This window comes from Paenibacillus sp. D2_2 (genome assembly GCF_031199965.1).
GTDB lineage: Bacteria > Bacillota > Bacilli > Paenibacillales > Paenibacillaceae > Fontibacillus.
This window is the reverse complement of sequence record NZ_CP133605.1, coordinates 4,842,169-4,867,255: the sequence shown is the minus strand read 5'-3', so window position 1 is coordinate 4,867,255 and position 25,087 is coordinate 4,842,169. Positions and strand designations below refer to the sequence as shown.

General features: G+C 45.9%; 15 protein-coding genes and 5 pseudogenes. 18 read left to right on the top strand and 2 right to left on the bottom strand.

Annotation, left to right across the window (positions count from 1 at the left end):
- The first annotated feature begins 97 nt into the window (after positions 1–97).
- The 14 genes and pseudogenes from RE628_RS24985 to RE628_RS24920 all read left to right on the top strand — a co-directional run bounded on the left by RE628_RS24985 (position 98) and on the right by RE628_RS24920 (position 18,042).
- Positions 98–961 (top strand): extracellular solute-binding protein, encoded by an 864-nt coding sequence (locus tag RE628_RS24985; RefSeq protein WP_309155903.1) that lies wholly within the window; start codon positions 98–100, stop codon positions 959–961.
- An 11-nt stretch (positions 962–972) separates the two neighbouring features.
- Positions 973–1,836, top strand: a complete 864-nt coding sequence (locus RE628_RS24980) for a type 2 periplasmic-binding domain-containing protein (RefSeq protein WP_309155901.1) — start codon at positions 973–975, stop codon at positions 1,834–1,836.
- Between the two features lie 81 nt (positions 1,837–1,917).
- On the top strand, positions 1,918–2,808 hold the full coding sequence (locus RE628_RS24975; protein ID WP_309159568.1) for an ABC transporter permease: 891 nt from the start codon (positions 1,918–1,920) through the stop codon (positions 2,806–2,808).
- 16 nt (positions 2,809–2,824) lie between these two features.
- Positions 2,825–3,712, top strand: a pseudogene (locus RE628_RS24970) (carbohydrate ABC transporter permease).
- 30 nt (positions 3,713–3,742) lie between these two features.
- Positions 3,743–5,017 (top strand): Gfo/Idh/MocA family protein, encoded by a 1,275-nt coding sequence (locus tag RE628_RS24965; protein WP_309155899.1) that lies wholly within the window; start codon positions 3,743–3,745, stop codon positions 5,015–5,017.
- A 206-nt stretch (positions 5,018–5,223) separates the two neighbouring features.
- Positions 5,224–6,971, top strand: a pseudogene (locus RE628_RS24960) (beta-galactosidase).
- An 899-nt stretch (positions 6,972–7,870) separates the two neighbouring features.
- A pseudogene (locus tag RE628_RS24955) lies at positions 7,871–9,620 on the top strand (fibronectin type III domain-containing protein).
- Between the two features lie 240 nt (positions 9,621–9,860).
- Positions 9,861–10,676 carry a LacI family DNA-binding transcriptional regulator gene (locus RE628_RS24950; protein WP_309155896.1) on the top strand — a complete coding sequence of 272 codons (816 nt, stop codon included), beginning with the start codon at positions 9,861–9,863 and terminating at the stop codon, positions 10,674–10,676.
- Complete coding sequence (locus RE628_RS24945) at positions 10,667–10,867, top strand: substrate-binding domain-containing protein (protein WP_309155893.1); 201 nt, start codon at positions 10,667–10,669, stop codon at positions 10,865–10,867. Before RE628_RS24950 ends, RE628_RS24945 begins: the two co-directional genes overlap by 10 nt.
- Positions 10,868–11,096: 229 nt before the next feature.
- Complete coding sequence (locus tag RE628_RS24940; RefSeq protein ID WP_309155889.1) at positions 11,097–12,353, top strand: ABC transporter substrate-binding protein; 1,257 nt, start codon at positions 11,097–11,099, stop codon at positions 12,351–12,353.
- Positions 12,354–12,436: 83 nt separating this feature from the next.
- Positions 12,437–13,303, top strand: a complete 867-nt coding sequence (locus RE628_RS24935) for a carbohydrate ABC transporter permease (protein WP_309155886.1) — start codon at positions 12,437–12,439, stop codon at positions 13,301–13,303.
- Positions 13,303–14,130 (top strand): carbohydrate ABC transporter permease, encoded by an 828-nt coding sequence (locus RE628_RS24930; protein ID WP_309155884.1) that lies wholly within the window; start codon positions 13,303–13,305, stop codon positions 14,128–14,130. The genes RE628_RS24935 and RE628_RS24930 overlap by 1 nt, the downstream gene beginning before the upstream one ends.
- A 43-nt stretch (positions 14,131–14,173) precedes the next feature.
- A pseudogene (locus RE628_RS24925) lies at positions 14,174–15,846 on the top strand (alpha-glucosidase).
- 466 nt (positions 15,847–16,312) lie between these two features.
- Positions 16,313–18,042 (top strand): annotated as a pseudogene (locus tag RE628_RS24920) (ABC transporter ATP-binding protein).
- A 9-nt stretch (positions 18,043–18,051) separates the two neighbouring features.
- Here the strand turns inward: RE628_RS24920 and RE628_RS24910 are convergent.
- Both RE628_RS24910 and RE628_RS24905 read right to left on the bottom strand, forming a co-directional pair.
- On the bottom strand, positions 18,052–19,341 hold the full coding sequence (locus tag RE628_RS24910) for a DUF4179 domain-containing protein (protein ID WP_309155880.1): 1,290 nt from the start codon (positions 19,339–19,341) through the stop codon (positions 18,052–18,054).
- A complete protein-coding gene (locus RE628_RS24905) occupies positions 19,334–19,981 on the bottom strand; it encodes a sigma-70 family RNA polymerase sigma factor (RefSeq protein ID WP_309155878.1) in 648 nt (215 codons plus the stop codon). Before RE628_RS24905 ends, RE628_RS24910 begins: the two co-directional genes overlap by 8 nt.
- Before the next feature lie 286 nt (positions 19,982–20,267).
- Here RE628_RS24905 and RE628_RS24900 point away from each other — a divergent pair, with 286 nt between their 5' ends.
- The 4 genes from RE628_RS24900 to RE628_RS24890 all read left to right on the top strand — a co-directional run bounded on the left by RE628_RS24900 (position 20,268) and on the right by RE628_RS24890 (position 24,873).
- Positions 20,268–20,582 carry a DUF3889 domain-containing protein gene (locus tag RE628_RS24900; protein ID WP_309159565.1) on the top strand — a complete coding sequence of 105 codons (315 nt, stop codon included), beginning with the start codon at positions 20,268–20,270 and terminating at the stop codon, positions 20,580–20,582.
- A 979-nt stretch (positions 20,583–21,561) separates the two neighbouring features.
- Positions 21,562–23,337 carry a threonine--tRNA ligase gene (gene thrS / locus RE628_RS24895; RefSeq protein ID WP_309155876.1) on the top strand — a complete coding sequence of 592 codons (1,776 nt, stop codon included), beginning with the start codon at positions 21,562–21,564 and terminating at the stop codon, positions 23,335–23,337.
- Positions 23,338–23,696: 359 nt separating this feature from the next.
- Complete coding sequence (locus RE628_RS29865) at positions 23,697–24,032, top strand: transposase (protein WP_375142944.1); 336 nt, start codon at positions 23,697–23,699, stop codon at positions 24,030–24,032.
- 4 nt (positions 24,033–24,036) lie between these two features.
- Positions 24,037–24,873: an IS3 family transposase gene (locus RE628_RS24890; protein ID WP_375143007.1), complete on the top strand. Its 837-nt coding sequence runs from the start codon at positions 24,037–24,039 to the stop codon at positions 24,871–24,873.
- The last annotated feature ends 214 nt before the right edge of the window (positions 24,874–25,087 follow it).

Here is a 25,087-nt window from a genome sequence, read left to right as displayed (position 1 = left end):
GAAGTAAAAAACTAAAAATTGATAGCGCTTTCCATCGGCTCCATAATGAAGGTGTAAGCAAGAGTTATTACAGCATACAAAAGGGGAAGGCAGTTCAATGAAGAGCTTTAAACCGTGGAAAATGCTCGTTCTAGTTATGTCGATGCTCTTGGTATTTACAGCGTGTGGAAATCAAGAAAGTAAGGATGGGGCAGCTTCTGATTCTTCGCAAGGAGCTGACAATAAAACCAATACCAGTGCCAACAGTAATACACCTCCTGATCCACTAGGCAAATATCCGGAGACGGTAACCGTTACGGAAGTGCTCGGCTATAATCCTCCAGAGGATTCGAGAATACCGAAGGGGATTACACCGGAGGAGAACGCTTATCTCAAGAATTTAAAAGAAATGATGAACATCGAAGTTAAATACAAATGGACGGTTCCGCAAAGCCAATTCGAGCAGAAATTTTCGCTAGCCATGGCTTCGGGCGATCTGCCAGACATTATTGAGCTCGATCAGAAGAACTTCGAGAAATTGAAGAAGCAGGATATGCTGGCAGATCTGACGGATGCCTATAACAATTATGCTTCGCCGGCTCTTAAGAAATATATGGAGTCTGACGGTGGATTCGCAATGAGCACCTTCACTTCTGACGGCAAGCTGCTGGCTATCCCGTCATTCCAGGATCCGTTCATGTCAACCCAAATATTGTGGATTCGTAAGGATTGGCTCGACAATTTAAAACTGCCGGTTCCTACAACGATGGAAGAGCTAGATAAGGTAGCCTTGGCATTCGTTAAGGACGATCCGGATCAGAATGGCAAGAACGATACTTACGGAATCTCCATGCAGAAGAACCTATTCTTCTGGGGCTTTGATCTCCGCGGCTTCTTCAATGGCTATAATGCTTATCCATCGGTCGGGACAATCAGACGGCGTGGATTAAGGGTGACGAGGGCAAGCTGGTCCCAGGTCTGATTCAGCCAGAGATGAAGACGGCGCTGGGCAAGCTGCAGGAATGGTACAAGGAGGGCGTGCTGGATAAGGAATTTGCCTTGAAGGACGAGAACAAGGCAGTTGAAGACATTACGGCAGGCAAGGTCGGAATTTCTTATGGGGAATGGTGGTATCCGAACTGGCCTCTAAATATGAACGTCGATAAAGATCCGAAGGCAGATTGGATTGCCCTGCAAATTCCGGGATTAGACGGCCCTGGCAAGTCCTTAGTGCCAAAGATGCGCAGCAACAGGTTGTATGGTGTGAACAAGAACATGAAGAATCCCGAAGCTGCTATAAAACTGATCAATTACTTTATTGAAGTGGGCAACAAGAAATATATGGAAGAGAATAAGCCTGAGAATGGGTTTGTCTATAACTGGTTCAACCCACGGATCTATAATCCTACGGAGATCGAGACGGTTTACACGGAAGTCAATAAAGCTCTCGACGGCAAGCAGACGGAAATTACGCTTGAAGATGAAAACTACAAACCTGTAGCGGAAGTATTCAAGGCAGCGAATTATTACCTTGCAGGAGATACGACTGAGTACACCAAAGGCGTCAACTGGGGACAATACTTCAGCCGTGCAGCTAAGGACGGTGGCTGGGGAACAACTCGCATGATTAAAGAGAAAGGGGCTTATGTGAACAACGAATTCTATGCTCTGCCTACAGCGACGCAGGTAGAGAAAGGCATGCAGCTTGATAAGCTGATGCAGGAGTCGTTCACTAAGATCATTATGGGCGCCCCACTTGATGAATTTGACAAGTTCGTTGACAGCTGGAAGACCCTTGGTGGCGACAAGATCACCCAAGAGGTGAATGACTGGTACAGCAAGGAAGCTGTGAAATAAATCGTGATGCTGGAACGGGAGGATCCGCCTGAAGCAGTCGGCAATTCCTCCCGTTTTACATTTAACATGGAGGTCTCGCTTGTGAAAACACTAAAGAAGGAATATATACTCCATTTAATGCTGCTGCCCGGCGTCATTATTACGTTGATATATGCATACGGCCCTATGGCTGGTCTGGTAATGGCTTTCCAGCAGTTTGAGCCGTTGTCCGGGTTCTTCAAATCTGAATTCGTAGGCTTTGACAACTTTAAATATGTGTTTGCGCTACCAGATTTCACGCAGGTACTATGGAACACCATTCTTATTGCGGTATGTAAAATGGTCTTATTCCTGCTCGTACCTTTGATTCTGGCATTGCTGCTTAATGAAATCACGAAGAGATGGTTCTCGCGTGTGATCCAATCCGCTATATTTCTACCATTCTTCCTCTCCTGGACCGTTCTTGGTGGGGTTATTATCGAATTGTTCTCGTTGAGTGGACCTGTGAACGGAATACTCCAGGCGTTAGGCATGGAGCCGATCATGTTCATGCTTAATAACGGCTGGTTCCGTGGAATTGTCATTGGGTCTGATATCTGGAAAGGGATGGGCTACAACATGATCGTTATGTTAGCCGCGATTACCGGAATCAACGCAACGTTATATGAAGCGGCTGAAGTGGATGGAGCCGGAAGATGGAAGCAGATGTTGAATATTACTCTGCCTGGCATGATGCCAATTCTGATCCTACTTGGAGTGCTTAGCTTGGGCGGTATTCTCAATGCAGGCTTCGAGCAGATCTTAATTATGTACAATCCGACCGTCTATCAAGGCGGCGATATCATCGATACGTTTGTATACCGGCTTGGGATGTTCAGTCAACAGTTTGGCCCGGCTGCAGCCGTCGGACTGTTCAAATCGGTTGTCTCCCTGATCATGGTATCGACCACCTATTACGCGGCCTATAAATATAACAATTATCGGATCTTTTAGCCAGGAGGTAAGAGAGATGCACAAATCGACCATCAGCAGAAAAATTTTTGTAATCGGCAATGCACTGCTGCTCAGCGCCATTACCTTGCTTGGTATAATTCCTTTTATCCATTTGCTAGCGATTTCCCTTAGTTCGAATACAGCAGCTATGGCCGGCGAAGTGAAGCTGTGGCCAGTCGGGTTCAATTTAGATGCCTACAGGTACCTAGGCGAGAAGTCGAGTTCTTCAGATCGCTCGGCGTCTCTGTCGAACGGGTTATGCTGGGGACAGTGATCAATATGGTGCTCGTGTTTATTACCGCTTTTCCATTATCGAAAACAAATGAGCAGTTTAAATTCAGAACGGTGTATGCATGGTTCTTCGCCATTACGATGTTCTTCGGTGGGGGCTTGATTCCAACCTATATTATCGTTAAGAACACAGGGGTGATCGATACAATCTGGGCATTGATTCTACCCGGTGCGCTGAATGTCTGGAACATGGTGTTGATGCTCAATTTCTTCCGCGGAATACCGCGGGAGCTCGACGAGGCGGCTACGATCGATGGCGCTGGACAATGGCGAGTTTTATGGCGTATTTATTTACCGATCTCGCTGCCGTCGATTGCAACTATCGGGCTGTTCACGATCGTTGGGCATTGGAACGCCTGGTTTGACGGGATATTGTACCTGAATTCACCGGCTGAAATATCCGTTGCAGACCTATTTGTCGACCCTAATCATGTCGATTAACTCACAAATGTCCTCGATCTCGCTTGAACAGCTTAAGGCGATGGAGAATCTAAGCGAGAAAACACTACAAACGGCACAAATATTTATGGGTGCACTACCGATTATGGTTGTATATCCTTTCTTACAGAAATATTTTGTTAAAGGGATGACCGTTGGGAGTGTCAAAGAATAGATACACGGCAGAAAGGGAGACGATGGTGGCATGAAGAGGGTTAAGGTAGCATTAGTCGGAGCAGGATTACGTGGAATCAACTATTTGGAATACGCCTTACAGCATCCGCATGAGCTTGAGGTCGTGGCGGTTGCAGAGCCTGTGCGGGAACGGAGAGAGAGCTTTCAGGCGCGGCACGGGATCCCCGACGAGCTATGCTTTGAGCATTGGAATGAATTGTTCGCAGGGCCCAAGCTGGCCGATGCCGTATTGATCTGTACTCAGGATAAGCAGCATTTTGAACCGACGATGAAGGCATTGCAATTGGGCTATCATGTTCTGTTGGAGAAGCCGATGTCGCCTGATCCTCTGGAGTGCATTCAAATGGGGGAAATGGCAGCTAAATCAGGACTTGTATTCTCCATCTGCCACGTGCTGAGATATGCACCATTCTTCTCGACGTTGAAGGACCTTCTGAACCGTGGGGCGATCGGGCAGCTGATGTCAATTCAGCATAATGAGAATGTTGGCTATTGGCATCAGGCACATAGCTTCGTGCGCGGCAATTGGCGGCGCAAGGAGGATTCCAGTCCGATGATTCTGGCCAAGTCCTGCCATGACCTTGATATTCTACTCTGGTTGGCCGGTGCGGATTGTACTCAAGTCGCTTCCTTTGGCTCGCTTAGCCACTTCAAAGCGTCGGAGGCACCAGAAGGCGCTCCGCTTCGCTGTCTGGACGGCTGTCCGGCTGCGGATCAGTGCTTGTATTATGCGCCAAACCTGTATTTAACGGACAATACGGACTGGCCGACTTCGGCAATCAGCAATGATATGAGCTATGAGGCTCGTTATAAGGCGCTCCAGGAAGGGCCTTATGGCCGCTGTGTATATCATTGCGACAATGATGTGGTTGATCATCAGGTCGTCAATCTTGAATTTGCCAACAACGTTACTGCGGCTTTCACCATGAGCGCATTCACACGGGATATTAGCCGCACGATCAAGCTAATGGGGACAACCGGAGAAATTCGTGGTGCCATGGAGAAAAATGAGATTGAAGTAATCCATTTCAACGGCAAAGTTGAGCGGATCAGCTTCGAGGATATGGGCGGTCATGTTGGACATGGCGGCGGCGATATGAAGCTTGTGAAGGATTTTCTGAACTTGGTAAGGGCTGACGGCAAGAGCCAGGGATTGACCTCGGCAAATCATTCCGTACAGAGCCACCTGATGGCCTTTGCAGCTGAGGAGTCCCGAGTAGAGGGCCGAACCATCGGTATGCAGGAGTTCGCGGATAGCTTCGTCGTTCAGGAACAGAAGAAATAGCAATTGAATCTGAGCTCAGGTCTAACGGATGTGAGGGGCGTTATTGAGGTGAAAAAGCGACTTTAGAAAATCTAACGGAAATGAGCGCCCCTATTACAAAGAATTGCAATGAAATTGCGCGGTTAGCAAGCCAATAGCGGAACATATTTCCGTTAGGTTCAACAATAAAAAGGTGCTGGACTGAAAATAATTCTTTGGAGGGAATTATGTCTACTTTTCATTATTCGGGATCTTCGTTCTATTACAATAATGAGCCAATTCAGATTATCTCCGGGGCGATTCATCACTTCCGTGTATTACCGGAATATTGGGAGGACCGGCTGATTAAGTTGAAGGCCTGCGGCTTCAATACAGTCGAGACGTATGTGGCCTGGAATTTGCATGAGCCACAGAAAGGGCAGTTCAACTTCGAGGGCATCGCGGATCTTGTACGCTTTATTGAGATAGCAGGGAGTATTGGCCTGCATGTAATCGTAAGACCATCTCCTTATATATGTGCGGAATGGGAGTTCGGCGGATTTCCAGCCTGGCTACTGGCGGAACCGGATATGCGGCTGCGTTGCTATTATAAGCCGTTCTTGGAGTATGTTGATGCTTATTATGACGTACTACTGCCTAAGCTGCGGCCACTGTTATGTACACAAGGCGGACCAATTATCGCGATGCAGATTGAGAATGAGTTCGGAAGTTACGGCAATGATAAGCCTTATTTGAACTATTTGAAGGATTCGATGATCAAGTGCGGGATCGATGTGTTGCTGTTCACTTCGGATGGTCCGGAGGATTATATGCTGCAGGGCGGTATGGTTGACGGTGTGCTAGCCACAGTGAATTTTGGGTCTCGACCTGCTGAGGCCTTCGACAAGCTCCGCAAGTACCAACCGGATGCACCGATCATGTGTATGGAGTTCTGGAATGGCTGGTTTGATCATTGGCGGGAAGGGCATCATACTCGTCCAGCCCAGGATGTGGCTGAGGTTCTGGATGAGATGTTAAGCATGGGTGCCTCGGTCAATTTCTATATGTTCCACGGCGGTACGAACTTCGGCTTCTATAACGGGGCGAATGGACATACAGAGGACAGTTATGAGCCTACGATTACAAGCTATGACTATGACGTTCTATTAAATGAGAGCGGCGAACCGACGAATAAGTATTATGCCGTTCGCGATGTGATTGCCAAGCATCGGAAGCTTGCCACTCTAGAACTTCCGCAGCCTATAGTGAAGCAGGCCTACGGTGAAGTCGTCATGACTGGTCAAGCTCCATTGTCGCAAAATTTACCGCAGATTTCCCGCCCAGTCCAATCCGCCTACCCTGAACCGATGGAGAAGCTGGGCAGGATTATGGATTCATTCAATATAGTACATTTATTTCTGGTCCTAGACCGAAGCAAGCGCTAAATATTCAGGAATTGCATGATCGGGCGCTGGTGTTCCTGGACGGACGGGTTCTTGGAACTCTGGATCGCAGCCAGCCAGGGGCCATCATAGAGTTCGAAGTGCCGGAAGGCGGTGCTCATCTTAGCATACTTGTGGAGAATATGGGACGGGTCAATTACGGGCCATATATTAAGGACCTCAAGGGAATCACGGTTGGAGTTCGGCATGGCATGCAGTTCCTGTCGGATTGGACGATCCATCCGTTGCCGCTGAGTGATCTGTCTGGTCTTGAGTTCGAACCGTTATCAGGTCATGCGGAACCATCCTTCTACCGTGGCGAATTTACGGTAAAGGATATCGCCGATACATTCCTCAGTCTGGATGGCTGGATCAAGGGTGTCGTCTTCGTGAACGGCTTCAACCTGGGCCGTTATTGGAATGTCGGGCCTCAGAGAACGATGTATGTGCCGGGACCACTGCTGCGAGAGGGAAGCAATGAGATTATTATGTTTGAGTTGCATGGCGCTGCGGCACCGCGGGTACGTTTTGTCGCCGAGCCTGATTTGGGATAAGCACTTATAGATTGGGATGTGATTAGGTATTAGGAAGTCACTGATACTCCGAAGTGAGGTGGGAAGCTCAGGTGAACGGTCTATGGCAGACTACGGAGCTGAAATACCTGCATAAATGCATCTTTTTATCGCGGAAATCACTCTATTTGGGTAATTGATGCAAGAATCATCTTTTTTCCTAGGAATCAGCTAGTTTAAAGAAAATGAGTTCTAAAAGCCTGCAGATTTGCATCTTTCTCCTGAAATGGACATTTAATGTTCGCGGAAAGATGCAGATTTGCAGTTTTTTTTCGATACGGTAACTTTGGGGCAGAAGAGAGGAGAAGTATGCTCGAAAATACGCCGAGTAGCGTTAGATTTAATCAGGTTAAGAAGAAGTTATTATTTTACTTTGTGAATGATTTAGGAGATTAATAGATCTGACTTTTTATGCCAGTAAGCGTGAACTATTTTGACTAAATTTAAAATTTGATATTTTTTATAGAATCAGATATAGACAATAGAATTACATTTATTTACAATGAAGATAAATTAATAAAGTTAACCTCGGTTTTCCTGAAGTATGTAATTCCTCTTATCCATAATCCTGTAATGCTAGTCCAGTCGTTGATGTGATTCCTCTTTTAAGCATCAATTTTTCAATTTCAACTATTCCAATCTATCGGTTCTTCAATCTGGTAAGTAGTGTAGTTCTCCTCAAAGTCCATATAGTCAATGGGCCTATTTTGTGATGGATATTCTTCTTGGTAAGTATGTCTTACTTAAATATCTATGCTACCAATGGCTGCTCTATCGATGTACGGTGCATAGTTTATTTTCATAGAGATAGAAGAAAGGAGGAGTCTCAAGGTTTCAAGGGAGATGGAAGTAGCTAGCTGATACGTTAAGGAGGAATTTCGATGAGAAAAATGCCGCAACAGACGAGCAAAGGGATCAAGCGCGGAATACCTGTCTTACTGATTATCGCGTTATTAGTGGCACTGCTGCCATCGCTAGCATTTGCCGCAGATCGCGGTGCGTGGGCACCGAATGTTGCTTATCAAGCAAATGATACCGTTACGTATGGAGGCGATACTTATAAAGCTGTTCAAGCGCATACGTCGCTTGTCGGCTGGGAACCACCAAATGTGCCTGCATTATGGCAGAAAACGCAAGGCGGGACGGCCGATACTCAGCCACCTACCGCTCCAGGTAATTTGAGTGCCTCTAACGTGACAACTACCAGTATTACTTTGCAGTGGACAGCCTCTACCGATAATGTCGGCGTAACGGAATACGTGATCTATCAAGGCACGGCATCCGTCGGCAGTGTCTCCGGGACTACGCTGTCATTTACGCATACCGGACTTACTCCGGATACGACTTATTCTTATTCAGTCAAGGCAAAAGATGCAGCCGGTAATATATCTCCTTCCAGCAATACGATCAGCGTGAAGACGAGTGCCGTTAATGGCCCAGATACTCAAGCTCCTTCGACACCTACCAATGTTACAGTCACAGGTGTAACTTCATCATCGGTATCGCTATCCTGGACGGCCTCCACCGATAATGTCGGAGTCACCGGCTGATGATGTATACCAAGGCACAAGCCTGGCGATGTCCGTTACAGGAACAAGCGCTACGGTCTCAGGGCTCTCCGCGGGTACGACATATACTTTCAAAGTAGCGGCTAAGGATGCTGCAGGGAATGTATCCCCACTAAGCACAGGTGTTAGCGCAACGACGACAGGAGGCGGCGGAGGCGGCGGGCAGTTGCCGAAACATACGCTGACTGGCTATTGGCATAATTTCATTAACGGTTCCTCTAATATTAAGCTAAGCGATGTTCCTAGCCAATACGACATTATCGTGCTATCGTTTGCGGATATGGATCCGGCCAAGCCGGGCGGCGTTACCTTTAACGTAGATGGACCGCTGTCCAACGCACTGGGTGGCTACACTAACGCCGACCTGATTAATGATATCCAGGCCAAGCGTGCCCAAGGCAAAAAGGTTATTCTTTCCGTCGGAGGCGAAAAAGGGAACATTAATTTGAACAGCGCATCTCCGAATGTCACGAATTTCGTGGACAGCATGTACGGTCTGATCACACAGTTCGGGCTTGATGGGATCGACATTGATTTGGAGAACGGCATGAACGTAACGAACCTGACGACTGCGGTACGCCAATTGCAGACCAAAGTCGGCCCTGGATTTATTCTAACGATGGCTCCGCAGACGATTGATATGCAAAGCCCAAATACAACGTACATGCAGTTATACAACAATCTTAAAGACATCACTACCGTCATGAATGTACAATATTATAATTCAGGGTGTATGTTGGGCCGTGACGGGAAATGCTACTCACAGGGAACGATTGATTTCCTTACGGCGTTGTCCGATCTGACGCTGCAATGGGTACAGCCTTCTCAATTAGGAATCGGAGTACCTGCCACTTCGGGTGCGGCTGGAGGAGGATATGTCTCTCCAACGGTCGTTAACAATGCGTTGAAATGCCTGACGAATGGCACGGATTGCGGGACGTACAAGCCAGTAGCGAAGTATCCGGATTTCCGCGGCGCGATGACATGGTCGATCAACTGGGATAAGACCACAAATTATTCTTTTGCCAATACGGTTAAACCTCTCTTATTGACGTTACCATAATGGTTTACAGCAGCTGGCAGCCCGCTCTTCAATCGATGGGGGCGGGTGGCCAGGCAAGCAGGAAAGGGCTTAATTTATTGCAAGATCATTTGACCTAAAATTGTGAAAGCGATTCATAAAAGCGTTGACAAAGGAAAAACAGAAAAGTATACTGTAACCAAGTTAAACGTTTACTCAAAGTTTTTAAGTAAATAATAATGGTTATGAATATGTAAAGAAGGTTGCGATCGTGATGGGAATATGAACCCTCCAACAATTAAGGATGTTGCCAAGGCATCAGGGGTATCGGTTGCTACAGTCTCTAGAGTGCTTCACAATCTTTCAGGCTATTCTGACAAGACGAAGCAGAAGGTTTTGAAAGCGGTTGAAGAGCTCGGCTACCAGCCTAACGCAATTGCCAGAGGTCTAATCAACAAGCGAACGCAGACGATCGGTGTCCTCGTTCCCGACGTATCGAGCAGCTTCTCGTCAGAAATTCTGCACGGGATAGAGCAGGTAGCCAATGATAAGGGATTCAGCGTCATTATGTGCAATACAGATGAAGACGGAAAGCGTACGCTGAAGTACCTTCAGGTGCTTGGAGAGAAGCAGGTGGATGGAGTGATATTCACAAGTGGATCTTTGGAGGATGAGTATTACAAGCTGCTTAAGCAAATGAGGGTTCCGGTCGTAATGGTTAACACACTATCCCATAAGCATGCTATTCCTTATGTGAAGGTAGATGATCGACAGGCTTCCTATCACGCTACAGAGTATCTTATCCGCAAAGGACATTGTGATATCGCTATGATCTGCGGTACGATTACAGATACCATTGCTGGCGTTCCTCGTCTGGAGGGGTATCGTCAGGCACTTAAGGATAATGGTCTGGAATATATGGATTCGAGAGTTGGCTACGGAAACTTCCGTCTGGATATGGGGCGTGAAGCGATGAAGAAGCTACTGGATGAGGCACCACCGTTCACGGCTCTGTTTGCTGCCAGTGATGAGATGGCAATCGGCGCAATGGGGAAGCCTTGGAACGAGGACTTAAAATCCCGGAGGATATGTCGATAATCGGTTATGATGATCTGGTCTTCTCGAGAATGGTCTTTCCTCCATTAACGACGATTCACCAGCCTTTGCCGATGATGGGGCGTATGGCATCTGAGATGCTGATTCAATTAATCGAGGGTACCGATCAGGTATCCAGTAGCATCGTTAGCCATCAATTAATAGAGAGACAAACGGTTCGCCAAATGCCTTGAACAACAAGGCAAGTTTTTTTCACAATTAAGTAAACGTTTACTCTTTTCCTAGTCTATTTCTATCAATTGTTCATAGACGGGTTACAGAGAGAGTTAATAGATAATTGACTTGAGGGAGGTGGTTGCCGGGAAAGAGAAGACAGGGCGTTTCTTTAAACTAGAAGTATACGTTTACTCGATATTGGTTATTCTACACGGCAAAAACAAACAGTATGGAGGGTCAGTAAATATGAAAAAGACAATATCCTTAGTTCTTGTGAGTGCATTATTTTTGATGGCGTTGGCTGGCTGCGGCAGCTCGAAAAATTCAAATGAGTCCAGTGGCAATACGCCATCGGCCAAGAAGGTAGAGCTGGAGTTCTTCCAGAACAAGACAGAAGCCAAGGATTCATTCGATGCTCTTATTAAGAAATTCAATGAGGCGAATCCGAATATTCATGTTCAGCAAGTGAACCCGCCGGATGCTGAGACTGTCCTTAAAACCCGCGTAGCGAAAAAAGACGTTCCTGATATTATCGGTCTCGGTGCCACAGATACTTATTCCCAATTAGCAAAGAGCGGAATCTTCGCTGATCTTACCGGAGATGCTCTACTTAATAATATTCAACCAGCTTATCTGAATATGTTGAACAAGCTTATCGGTTCTGAAAGCGCTTATGCCATTCCGTTTACGGCAAATGCAAGCGGTGTGATTTATAACAAAGCGATCTTCTCCGAGCTTGGAGTTGAAGTTCCTAAGACTTGGGATGAATTTATAAATGTAGCTCAAAAAGCGAAGAACGCTGGCAAGACAGCAATTTATCAGACGTTAAAGGATTCCTGGACAACACTAGTTCCGTTCAACTCTCTGTCCAGTGATATTGTCGGCATCGACTTCTATGGCAAACGTACCGAGGGAACTATCAAATTCGATAGCCCTGAGTTCCGTGAAGTTGCCGAGAAGCAATTGAAACTGCTCGACTTCGGTCAGAAGGATCTGTTCGGCAAAGGCTACAACGATGGTAATGCTGCATTTGCCAGAGGAGAAGCTGCTATGTACATTCAAGGCGTATGGGCTATCCCTGAAATTCTGAAGTCAAATCCAAATGTAGAGCTGGGTGTATTCCCATTCCCTGCAACAAATGATGAAGCGAAGAACAAAGTAATTTCCGGGGTCGACACTCTGCTAGCGATCTCCAAGAATACGAAGCATTCTGAGGAAGCTAAGAAATTCATTGATTTCATGTTGCAACCCGACAATATTCAATTCTTCATCGATCAACAAAAAGCATTCTCTGCGGTTAAAGGCGTAACGCAATCTGATCCAAGCGTAGAAGGCTTCAATGCGGCTTTCGAGAGCGGTGCGATCGAGGACTTCTCCGACCACTTCATTCCAAGTGCAGTGAAAGCTGACACGATTATTCAAGGCTTCCTGCAAAAGAAAGATGTAGACGCTTATGTGAAGCAGTTTGATACAGAGTGGGACAAGGTTGCAAACCGTAAATAATAAGCTTGAACCTTAAGCCCTTAGTGAGAGGAGAAGAGTGCGCTGATCGTGCGCTCTTCTCCATTTAAAGAAGGAGGATTACGATGGCCAAAAGGAAAGCCGCGTTCTATACAATGACAATACCGGCCTTGCTCCTGTTTTTCCTATTTCATACCTTTCCAACGCTGCAAGGGATATTTTATTCGTTCACGAACTATGACGGATATAGCGACAGCTATGATTTTGTAGGCTTTAAGAACTTTGCATCCTTATTCACAGATAGTAATGTTCTGAACGCTTATCTGTTTACTTTCAAATACGCGATCGTCGTTACTATATTTATTAATGTCATCAGCTTGCTTATTGCCTTGGGGCTGAATTCGCGCATCAAATTCCGCAATTTCTTCCGCGGTATTTACTTCCTACCTAACGTTCTCGGCGTATTAATTGTCGGCTATATCTTTAACTACATCTTTGCTAATGCTGTTCCAATGATTGGCGAGAAGCTGGGCAGCGAGATGCTGGCGATTAACATTCTCGGTAGTGAAAAGTGGGCCTGGATTGGTATCGTCATCGTAGCGGTATGGCAAGGGATTGCCTTTAATACGATTTTGTACCTGGCTGGTCTGCAGACCATTCCACGTGATATTTACGAAGCGGCGGATATTGATGGTGCAGGTCCTTGGAGCACATTCTGGTCGATGACGTTTCCAATGCTGGCTTCGTTCTTTACGATTAACATGGTGCTAGCGATGAAGAACTCGCTCATGGTATTTGACCAGATCGTAGCTCTTACCGGCGGCGGTCCTGGACGTTCGACACAATCGATCGCCATGCTGATCTATCAAGGTGGCTTCCAGGGCGGAGAATTCGCTTATCAATCGGCGAACGCAGTCATTTACTTCATCGTGATCGTAATCATCTCTGTGGTACAGCTTAACTTTTTACAGAAGAGGGAGTTGGATGCCTAATGAAAACCAGAAACTCCACCAATTGGCTCGTAACAGCCCTGATTACCCTCGGTTCGATCGTTATTCTATTTCCGCTGTATATGACCGTATCTATTGCATTGAAAAATCCAGAAGAAATGGCACAATCGATCTTCGCTCTACCGACGGGATTGCACTTCGATAACTTCACCCGTGCGATCGAAGCAACGAATTTCTTCTCGGCGTTTAAGAATAGCTTCGTCATTACGCTCTTCTCGGTGAGCTTTGTACTCTTAACTAACTCGCTAGTGTCGTATGCCGTAGCGCGTAATATGAACCATAAGTTCTTCAAAGGCTTATATTTCTACTTCATTAGCGCGATGTTCATTCCGTTCCAGATCATTATGCTGCCGGTAGTGAAGCTGACGACCGATCTGAGAATGAACAACATTCCTGGCTTGATCATTCTGTATATCGTCTATGGACTTGCCTTTAATATTTTCGTCTATGTCGGTTATATCCGCTCTATCCCGTTAGAGCTGGAGGAAGCAGCAACGGTTGACGGTGCAACGACGTATGGAACCTTCTGGCGGATCATCTTCCCGCTGCTTGCACCGATTAATGCAACAGTCGCTATTCTGAGCTGTTTGTCAACATGGAATGACTTCATGCTTCCGCTCATTATTCTAAGCAAACCGGAATCGTATACGCTACCTCTGGTGCAGTATGTATTTCAAGGCCAATTCAGTACGGATTTCAACCTAGCCTTTGCCTCTTACTTATTGGCGCTGGCACCGATGGTGATCGTATATGTCTTTGCACAGAAATGGATTATTAACGGAATCACTCAAGGGGCTGTAAAATCATAAGCATCATGAATATAGATAAATAAATGGATAGGAGTTTTCATTTATGAAGAAGACATGGTGGAAGGAAAGCGTAGTTTATCAGATATATCCGCGCAGCTTCCAGGACAGCAACGGGGATGGAATCGGCGATATTCCGGGATTATTTCAAGACTGGATTATTTGCAGAAGCTGGGAGTAGATGTGATCTGGCTATGTCCGGTCTACGAGTCGCCGAACGACGATAACGGCTATGACATTAGCAACTATCGGGGAATTATGGATGAGTTCGGTACGATAGAAGATTGGGAGCGTCTGCTTGACGGCCTGCATAGCCGCGGAATGAAGCTGATTATGGATTTGGTAGTAAACCATACCTCGGACGAGCATGCCTGGTTCGTTGAGTCTCGCAAGTCTAAGGATAATCCTTATCGTGATTATTATATTTGGCGTGATGGTAAGGACGGCAAGGAGCCGAACAACTGGGCTTCTATCTTCAGTGGTTCGGCCTGGAAATACGATGAGAAGACAGATCAGTATTATCTGCACCTCTTCTCCAAGAAACAGCCGGATTTGAACTGGGAGAATGAGAAGGTACGTCGTGAGGTGTATGATTTGATGACCTGGTGGCTAGATAAAGGTATTGACGGCTTCCGGATGGATGTCATCAATATGATCAGCAAAGTCGAAGGCTTACCGGATGGAGAAGGAGAAAGCAAATACAAGGACGGCGGCAAATACTTCATGAATGGACCGCGTATCCATGAATTCCTGCAGGAGATGAATCAGGAAGTACTGTCGAAGTATGATGTGATGACCGTTGGCGAGACGCCGGGAGTATCGCCAGAGGAAGCGGCGCTCTATGTAGGTGAGGATCGGGGCGAGCTGAGCATGGTGTTCCAGTTCGAATCGATGGACATTGACTCAGGCCCAGGCGGCAAATGGTTTGTAACGCCGTGGAAGCTACTCGACTTCAAGCGCATTATGAGCAAGTGGCAGACTGACCTTGAAGGGAAGGGCTGGAACAGCCTGTTCCTAAATAATCATGACCAGCCGCGAATGGTATCCCGCTTCGGTGATGACGGCCAATACCGCAAGGAATCAGCTAAAATGCTCGGTACATTGCTTCATACGATGCAGGGCACACCGTTTATCTATCAGGGTGAAGAGCTTGGCATGACTAATGTGAAGTTTGCAACGATTGAAGAGTACCAGGATATCGAGACGCATAATATGTTCAATGAACATCGCGAAGCAGGCCGCTCGGTTGAAGATATTATGGCTTCCGTCTATAGCAAAGGACGCGATAATGCCCGTACACCGATGCAATGGGATACAACAGAGCATGGCGGCTTTACTACCGGGACACCTTGGCTTGTCGTCAATCCGAATTATAAACAGATCAATACCGAGGAGGCTGTGGCCGACCCGGATTCTATTTTCCATTACTATCGTCGCCTGATTGAGTTGCGCAAACAGAATGAAGTCATCGTCTATGGTAAATATGAGCTTCTGTTGGAGGATAACGAGCATATTTATGCATACACTCGCACTTTGGGAGAAGAACGCTTGCTGGTGATTCTTAACTTCTTCGCCGATCCTGTGACTTTCGAGCTACCTGCATCAGTGGGTTACCGTTCTTACGAGCGGCTGCTCGGCAACTATGAATTGCCTGAGGGGACGCGGCTTGAGCAGATGGAGCTTCGCCCATACGAGGCTCAGGTATTGAGATTAAGCTAACTCATAAGGATCAGTAAGATTGGAGGAACGGCTTCGGCCGTTCTTTTTTATTTGATTAAAAGGGCAGTAGGGTCGGGAATAGCATTGTTGTAGGAGCTGGAAGGAACAGATATAATAAGATTAATCTACAAAAATGAGGTGAAGAGATGGCAACCCGTATCGTTCGAAGTAACTAGTTCTCGGGCTGGGTAACACGCGTACCAGCTATCAAGGGGGTTCTGCGCCCTTTTGATCCCATGAAGACTAGAAACTTTGAACGGTGTCTTTAGATTGTCATACTTTTAAATTAAGCCAAGGACACCATAGCTATAGTGAATGGAACGGGTAAAGGGATGTCAGTAGACATTGCTTACCTTCTTCTGCTTGCTGAAGCTGGTTTCCTTGGCTTTTTTGGACTCATTGGAGGTAGGTTAAGTTGTTAAAAAAGTGTTTTTCTCTATTTAAACGGACGATATTGATATATATCATGATGGGGTGTTTGGTCCAATTTCTGAATGCCTATGGAATCCGATTATTTCAAGAACTGATCGACCAAGCGGTTCTATTCCATAGTTTGAATGAAGTACTGCGGTTAATTTTACTGTATGGCTGCATTTTACTAAGCGTAACTGTCTTGAATTATCTGATCGAATATCCGCAGGTGTATTTGTCTAACGGCATATTTGAGAAGCTGAAGATCATGGCCCTTACGAAGGTCTCGAAAATGGATTACACCGCCTATCAGAACATAGGAACTGGGCAAATGATTAAGGTGATCGAGAACGGTGCCTCCGCCGGGAGTAGCATTATTTATTCTTTTTACCTAGAAATATTTCATAATCTACTGCCGACGATTTTATTCAGCCTGCTGTTCATTAGTTTTTATAATGTGAAAATCATGTTGGTTATTGCAGTGGGCTATATCGTTATCTTCCTGGTGACCAATTTATTGCTGCGAATGTTGTATCGGATTAAGTCCTCGCTACTGGAAAGCCAGGAGAAGATGGCCAAGTATTCGGTCCGCGGGTTTATGGAGTTGGTCGTATTTCGGTTGAATAAACGCTATGACAAGGAAATTGAGAGACTGACCGTTACGGCTGGGGATATTGTGGCCAAGAACTGCCGGATCAGAATGATTCATGAGGCGTTTTTTACTATATTTGCAATTATCGTCAATTTACTGAAAATAGCAGTTTTAGTGTTCGGGTTCAAGCAAATTTTGGCCGGCAGTACTTCTATCGGGGTAATTGTTGCATTGATCATGTTCATCGATCAAGTGTATACACCCGTTGCGATATTTAACGTGGTTTACGTGGATTACAAGCTGAATCGGGTGGCGTATACACGCCTCGAGCAGTTCATAAATGCGCCAGAAGATATTAATTTAAATTACGGTGTGGAAGTAGGAAAGTTATCCGCGCAGATTGAGTTCAAGGATGTGTCTTTCGATTACGGAAATACGAGGTTGCTGGATCAGGTCACATTTAATATACGGCAAGGAACTTCCGTCGCCATCGTCGGTTTAAGCGGCAGCGGCAAATCTACGCTCGTCAAATTAATGCTGGGGCTACTAAGAAGAAGTCGGGCAGCATACTCGTCGACGGGCTGGATATCGACCGGATCAAGCTGAACAGTTTATATGATCATGTATCGTACATTCCTCAGGATGCACCGATCTTCGATACGACGATCCGCGGCAATATCGCATTCGATCAGGAAATGTCTGATGAGCAGATTTACGAGTTGCTGGATCAGGTGTTTCTGAAAGACAAAGTACTCAGTCTTCCGGAACGGCTTAATACGATGGTCGGTGAAAAAGGAATCAAGCTATCCGGTGGGGAAAGACAGCGCCTCGCCTTTGCCAGAATCATGGCCCAACAAAGAGAGTTAGTCATACTCGATGAGCCCGTCTCGGCTCTTGATAATATTACCGAACATAAGATTATGGATACAATTCTGGATATGTTCAAGGAGAAGACGCTGCTCATTATTGCCCATCGGCTTGATTTTGTAAGGCATGTGGACCGGATTCTGTTAGTAAGGGACGGTGCCGTTGTAGATGATGGCACCTTCGAATACTTGCTCCAACATAGTCTATATTTTCAAGAGCTGTGGGATCGGGAGAAGAGGGAGAGCAGGCTGTATTACTTGGTTAGGCTAAATGAAGGGATACAAAAGAGCGGGCCGATTCATCGGCTCGCTCTACTATTTAATTAGCTATATCGTTTATTTAACAGGGATCTTAATCACTTTATTGTAGGTTTTCATATAGTGCATTCCTTTGATTAGCAGGTATTCGGGCTTATTCTTCGTATCAAAGAGCAGGGTACGTTCCTTTAGAATCGTTCCATCGGCCTGCTTAATGAGATCTTGCCTAACCGTCGTTTGTAATGGCGTATTTTCGCCTTGAGTCTCAATAGATACACCATCCAGCATGACATCATCTTCTGTGGCAATTGTAATCTCGACATTCTCGGCGGTGATGGATACGTCCTTAATCCACAAGTCCTTGCCGTCCATTTTGAACGGTTCAGCACTTATCGTCTCAAGAGACAGCTTCTTGTCCAGAGATTGATACCCTACAAATTGCTTCATCACCAGTTCTAAGGTTTGCACCTTTTCCGGCAACGCATCATAGCGAAGATCAAATTTCTTACCTCCTAATGAAGAACCTGACCCGTAGCCTTTGATCGGAATTACAATTCCATTGGCTCTTAGCTCGATTCCGTCCAGTACGTTAGAGACCCGATCATAATTGTCCACCTGCATCGTTCCTTTGATAACGGTTTGCGTAGGCGTAGCGGTAATCGACTGGAATGTCAGAGAGCCTTTATCGACTTTAAGCGTCTTGTTGATCGATTGCCTGAGTTGCGTTTGAAGCGCTTGATTCGGATTGTATGGAAAAGAAATCATGTCATCCGACATTTGGCCATTTGAAGAAACTGGTTGGCTATAATGCAAAGTTAATTTCTTGGCGAACGGACTCACACTGTCAAAGGTCATCGTACCCTTAATCTCAGTATGCTTCTCATTCATGATTGATGTTCCGCTTGCCGCAAAGGAGTTGGTCCAGAAGCCGCTGATTCGATATAGTCTGATCGGATCGTCATTCTGATCAAATCCGTGCGGATTGGATAAGGTGTAATACATGATCAGTTGGGTAGCATCTGTCATTATGCCATCGATCACAAACTCCGTACCGTCGATCAGAGTAGTCTTCTTCTCAATGATTTGTCCCATGCCTTTGTCATTGAGCTGTTTCAGATTATCCTCCATCAGCTCGTCGAATCCGAATAGCTGCTTACCATAATAGGCAAACGCATTATAGTTATTTCCACATATCGCTATTACCAGCACAACAACTGCTGCGATTTTCCAGACCGGGGAGATTCGTTTTGTTCTTTTCGGCGGGACGGCATTCAGCGCGGTCCTCAATCTCGTCTCTAATTCTTCTGGTGCTGTAATGGACTCCATACGCATCTTTTCTTCAGCAAGCTGCTTCTCTATGTTATTCATTAACATCACCTCCGAAGTGCTCTCTCAGCTTCTTCAATCCCTGAAAGATTCTTGATTTAACAGTACCGATCGATACATGCGTGATGTCAGCGATCATCTGGTAGTCAAGATCATGTAAATATTTTAACTGTATGGCTTCTTTCTGTTGCTCATTTAAGTTGAGCAGCATTGTATTGATGTCCATTTGTTGATCGCTGTGACGGTAAGGATCATCGGCTGGAGCCAGACCGCCTATCGAAGCGCGCGCTCCCAGCAAGGCAAGACTACTCAATGGGGAAGGATCTGCCTTGGAAGTATCTGGAGCATCTTTCGTATAAATGGGCTCGTTTTCGTTCCTATGAGCATGACCTCTATCCCAATCGTCTATCAGTACTACTTTATTTCGCTTATGTAGCAACCCTTTACAGCAATTGGCCAGAATCGTCTTACTCCAGCTATAGAAGGCTTCTTCCTTCTTGAGTTGGTCAATTTTCTCGTATACAGCAACGATCATATCCTCCATGGCATCCATCGCATCATGGTCATTTCCCATATAGGTGAGAGCAAGCCGGTAATAGGCATCTCGTTCTGCCATAATTAATTGCATTAGTGCTTCTTTATTGTTCTTTTTTGCTCTTTTCACCAATCGAGCCACATTCATGCCTTCACCTCTCTACTTATAAGAGTCATCAGGGGCGGAAAAAGTTCATTTTATTCAGAAGAATTTTTATCCAATATAGTATCCTAAGAAAATAGGTGCGTTAATGCAAACATGTCCGGAAGATTTCATAATTTTCGAAATTCCCCTTCTAAGCGTCCGTGTTGTCCGTTATGACAGGCTGTGCGTTCCAGCTACGATCATTTTTGTGGGAATAACGCTACAGGAGTTAAGGCACTCTAAAACTAGGAATCATAAATGATAAAGGGGAGATGCTAGTTTGAGACCAATGGTAAGATTAACTGGGACTATGTTAGCTTCGATCGCCTTGTTGTTTTCTCTTCTTACCCCAGTGAGCGCGGCAGTTCCGGAATACGCTAAATGGGGGACAATCGCTGTCAAAGAGACTCAGCGTCACTATCAGGCGGATATTATAGATTATTTGCATGTAGGCCGTTCATATTTGGCATCCGACAAGGTCGAAGAGAAATTCAAACTGTGGATCAGAACAAAAGATGGCAACGAGTTTGGAGTGAATGTGTATATTCAATTCAATCCTGCTAATGATACGACGTATGCTATTCGTTATGAAAAGATAGGCTAAGTAGCTGTTGACATTTCCGGCTGTGTTGCTTAGTATTGTTGTATCACAAAAGCTTGAATCAAGGACAAGAATGCTTATAGATACCATGTCAGAGAATGGGGTCCCGGCTGAAAGCCCCTATGGAGGAAGTAAGAATTTACCGCCTTGTAGCTGCGATTTTGAAATCATGCATGAGGTCGATCGACTGAAGTGGCATGAGTGTAAGGATTGCCGGGAATTCCCGTTACAGAAATCATAAGGATTCGCTAAAGGTAAGCTGTTAGCGGATTGAACTTGGGTGGAACCACGAGCGCGCTCGTCCCTTTGCGGACAGAGCGCTTTTTTATTTTCATACAAGCGATGATCAAGGACAAGAATGCTTATAGATACCATGTCAGAGAATGGGGCCTAGGCTGGAAGCCCCTATGGAGGAAGTAGAATTTACCGCCTTGTAGCTGCAATTTTGAAATCATGCTTGCGATCGGATTGACTGAAGCAGCATGAGTTTAAGGATTGCCGGGAATTCCCGTTACAGAAATCATAAGGATTCGCTAAAGGTAAGCTGTTAGCGGATTGAACTTGGGTGGAACCACGAGCGCGCTCGTCCCTTTGCGGACAGAGCGCTTTTTATTTTCATATAAGCGATGATCAAGGACAAGAGTGCTTATAGATACCATGCCAGAGAATGGGGTCCAGGCTGAAAGCCCCTATGGAGGAAGTAAGAATTTACCGCCTTGTAGCTGCGATTTTGAAATCATGCTTGCGATCGACCGAGCAACATAACCCAATGCAACTCTTGTATTGGAAGCAGAGTGCCGGTGCAAAACAGCAGTATGAGTGTAAGGATTGCCGGGAATTCCCGTTACAGAAATCATAAGGATTCGCTAAAGGTAAGCTGTTAGCGGATTGAATATGGGTGGAACCACGAGCGCGCTCGTCCCTATGCGGACAGCGGGCTCTTTTGTTCATATAACAATAAATTTTTAGGAGTGATATTGAAATGTGTAGTCCAATTTCGAAGCAGGTATTAGGAAGAAGATATGCTGCAATGCTGATGGCGAGAGCCGTACAGCACAGGATTCAAGGTGTAAGACTGGGGATGTTCGCGGATACTCCACAAGGTTTCTACTATGATTTTGACGCTGCGAGCCCAATTACTGAGGAGGATGTAGCAGAGATTGAACAAGGCATGAAGCAGATTGTTGCTCAGGAAGAACCTGCGAATTGTCGCCATTGCTCCCGTGTCGAGGCGATTCAACTGTTCGAGGCGAAGGGAGAGCATTGGAAGGTAGAGTGGCTCAAAGAAGGAGCTATAGATGAGCCTGTTGTTATTTTTGAGCAGGGAGGCTATATGGATATTCTTCCAGGAGGCTGTGCAGCGGACTCGGGTGAGCATGGTGAGGAATTAGCCCAGAGTGTTGCACGGGATTTGCTCCGATCCAAGCCATTCTTCAAGCTATTGAATGTGTCCGGGGCTTATTGGCAGGGGGATAGCCAGAAGCCGATGCTGCAGCGCATTTATGGGGTAGCATTTGCAAGTAAACGGGAGCTAGATGAATATCTGAAGTGGCAGGAAGAGGCTCAGAAACGGGATCACCGTAAGCTCGGCAAGCAGCTTCAATTGTTTATGTTCGCGGATGAGGCTCCCGGCATGCCGTTCTATCTGCCCAAGGGTACTGTTCTGCGCAATGAACTAGAGAGCTTGTCACGGGAGTTCTTGCTGAAGTATGGATATGAGGAGGTTCGTACACCGTTCATGATGGACCGCCATATGTGGGAGCAATCCGGGCATTGGGATCACTATCGCGACAATATGTATTTCTCTGAACTAGATCATCATCATTTTGCTGTTAAGCCGATGAACTGCCCAGGGCATATGCTGATGTTCAAGAACAGCCTGCATTCTTATAGAGATCTGCCGATCCGTTATGCCGAGTTCGGTCAAGTTCATCGTCATGAGTTTAGCGGGGCGCTAAATGGCCTGTTCCGGGTAAGGACTTTCTGTCAGGACGATGCTCATATCTTTGTGGCGCCGGAACAGATTGAGGCGGAGATTATGCATACGATCGATCTGATCAAGGAGATCTACGGAATTTTCGGTTTCGAGTATTCGTTAGAACTGTCGACTAGGCCTCTAGATTCAATGGGCAGCGATGAACAGTGGGAGGCAGCGGAAGCGGCGCTACTGAAGGTGCTTGAAGTATCGGGACTGAAATATAGTTTGAATCCGGAGGACGGGGCCTTCTACGGGCCGAAGATTGATTTTCATATCAAGGATGCTCTCAATCGCAGCCACCAGTGTGGCACAATCCAACTGGATTTTCAAATGCCGGAGAAGTTCGGGCTCTCCTATGTGGATGAGCAGAATAATAAGCAGACTCCAGTCGTCGTGCATCGCGCGATTTACGGCTCTATCGACCGTTTTCTCGGTATATTGATTGAGCATTATGCAGGGGCCTTTCCGATTTGGCTGGCACCTGTGCAAGCAGTAGTTATTCCTGTAGCCGAGGTTCATGCCGCTTACGCCAACGAATTGCGTGAACGCTTGAAAGATGCTGGAATTCGGGTCGATGTGGACTCGCGCGATGAGAAGCTGGGTTATAGAATCCGAGAGGCACAGCTGCAGAAAATTCCTTATATGCTCATCGTTGGCGATGCGGAGATTGCCGCAGGGAACGTGCAGGTTCGTGCATACGGCCAGAAGGAGCAGGAGCAGTATGAATTGTATGCTTTCATTTCAATGATGAAAGGAAAAATAAATGAGCGTGCTCAGTAATTCACATCCCTGTTAGCTTGGATGAGGAGTAAGGTGAAGGTGGAATTGGGTTACGTGATACAAGAGTATAGTGGAGAAGTTAGGCTAGGTGGGAAGTGTGGCGTGCTGAGTTGCCAGAGCCTGAGATTATAGTCGAGGTCAGAAAATGGGGCTAGAGTTTGATGTCATAGATCGAGGGCAGAAAATGAGGCTAGAGATTAGTGTCAGGCAACGGAAACTGCAAAAGTGCATCTTTTTAGGCCATAGAACGCTGATTTAAAGAAAAAACCTGCAAAATGGTATTATCCCCTTCAAGTAGACACTCAAAAAAACCTCCATGTTAAGATGGAGGTTGGAGTGACACTTGGAGGGGATATTTTATGGCTAGAAAGGGACAAACATTCAACACATATACTGAAGAATTCAAATTAAAGGCAGTCCAAGCTTATTTGAAAGGCTCTGCAAGTTACAAGGTAGTGGCCGAACGAGAGGGAATTCGTAATTGTTCGCAGCTAAAGGTTTGGGTGAAGAAGTGGAAAAACGGTGAGTCACTTGGTAAGAGTAAAGGTGAAGTAAATCCACTGAAGGGACGTCCACGTACGTCGTTTGGAAGTGTCGAAGAAGAGCGAGATTACCTGAAAGCACAGGTAGATTATTTAAAAAAGCGGTATCCAAATCTAGTAAAGGAGAAGCCCCAGCCAGCAAGAGAACTATAAAATAGTGGAAGAACTACGCGGCTCTCACGGCATTACACGTTTGCTAACCATTGCAGGAATACCAAGAGCCAGTTATTACAAATGGCGAGCCACAAACCCTGAGCGTGAGGCAAGGCGAGACAAGGATCATGGAATTAAAGAACATATGATGGCTATCCATTTTGCACACCCAGAGTTTGGCTACCCGCGCATGATGACCGCCTTATGGGAAGCCGGTTACAAGGTGAATCATAAAAAAGTATCGAGGATCATGAGTGAATTATCGATCCAATCGGTGATACGGAGAAAGCGAAAACAGTCCAATTATACGCCTTCTGTTGTCTATCCCAATCGCTTAAAGCGCCAATTCCATGCTACAGCACCGCAGCAAAAAATGGTCACTGACATTACCTATATTTCCGACGGAAAGAAATTTTATTATTTATCCGTCATCCAAGATTTATTTAACAACGAGATTGTCGCCTGGAATTTGTCAGAACGTAACGATGTTGAACTCGTACTAGATACAGTAAAAGAATGGGCAAAGAAAAGAGACGTTTCGGAAGCCGTGCTCCATTCGGATCAGGGCTTCCAATACACGTCTCAGGCATACAACACGCAATTAGAAGCACTCGGCGTTAAAGGCAGCCACTCTCGCAAAGCAACCTGCCTGGATAACGCATGCATCGAATCCTTCTTTTCGCATCTCAAAACAGAGAAGCTGTATATTAAACAGTGTAGATCAGGAGCAGAAATTCAGCAAGCAGTAGAAGATTATATTTATTTCTACAACTATCACCGTTTTCAAGCCAAATTGAAACAACGCGCACCGATTGAGTACCGGTGCGCGCTAGCAGCTTAGCTTTTTTTATATGTCTACTTGACAGGGGTATGACCAAAAATGCAGGTTTTTTCTATGTTTTTTTGAAATCGGGCTTATTCCAGGTGAAATAACTGCATTTTTGCAGGTATTTATATTTGTCAGGCGTAATATGCGAAAAACGAGGATCAATCTACCGAGTTCACACACCACTATCCGCAAGCCAGCTCAATCCACATATGGGGCTAACCGTACC

What these genes read in the sequence shown, in the direction of transcription:
- RE628_RS24985 (WP_309155903.1), top strand. Translation starts at nt 98, where the DNA reads ATGAAGAGCTTTAAACCGTGGAAAATGCTCGTTCTAGTTATGTCGATG.
- RE628_RS24980 (WP_309155901.1), top strand. Translation starts at nt 973, where the DNA reads ATGAAGACGGCGCTGGGCAAGCTGCAGGAATGGTACAAGGAGGGCGTG.
- RE628_RS24965 (WP_309155899.1), top strand. Translation starts at nt 3,743, where the DNA reads ATGAAGAGGGTTAAGGTAGCATTAGTCGGAGCAGGATTACGTGGAATC.
- RE628_RS24950 (WP_309155896.1), top strand. Translation starts at nt 9,861, where the DNA reads ATGAACCCTCCAACAATTAAGGATGTTGCCAAGGCATCAGGGGTATCG.
- RE628_RS24945 (WP_309155893.1), top strand. Translation starts at nt 10,667, where the DNA reads ATGTCGATAATCGGTTATGATGATCTGGTCTTCTCGAGAATGGTCTTT.
- RE628_RS24940 (WP_309155889.1), top strand. Translation starts at nt 11,097, where the DNA reads ATGAAAAAGACAATATCCTTAGTTCTTGTGAGTGCATTATTTTTGATG.
- RE628_RS24935 (WP_309155886.1), top strand. Translation starts at nt 12,437, where the DNA reads ATGGCCAAAAGGAAAGCCGCGTTCTATACAATGACAATACCGGCCTTG.
- RE628_RS24930 (WP_309155884.1), top strand. Translation starts at nt 13,303, where the DNA reads ATGAAAACCAGAAACTCCACCAATTGGCTCGTAACAGCCCTGATTACC.
- RE628_RS24910 (WP_309155880.1), bottom strand. Translation starts at nt 19,341, where the DNA reads ATGAATAACATAGAGAAGCAGCTTGCTGAAGAAAAGATGCGTATGGAG.
- RE628_RS24905 (WP_309155878.1), bottom strand. Translation starts at nt 19,981, where the DNA reads ATGAATGTGGCTCGATTGGTGAAAAGAGCAAAAAAGAACAATAAAGAA.
- RE628_RS24900 (WP_309159565.1), top strand. Translation starts at nt 20,268, where the DNA reads ATGGTAAGATTAACTGGGACTATGTTAGCTTCGATCGCCTTGTTGTTT.
- thrS (WP_309155876.1), top strand. Translation starts at nt 21,562, where the DNA reads ATGTGTAGTCCAATTTCGAAGCAGGTATTAGGAAGAAGATATGCTGCA.
- RE628_RS29865 (WP_375142944.1), top strand. Translation starts at nt 23,697, where the DNA reads ATGGCTAGAAAGGGACAAACATTCAACACATATACTGAAGAATTCAAA.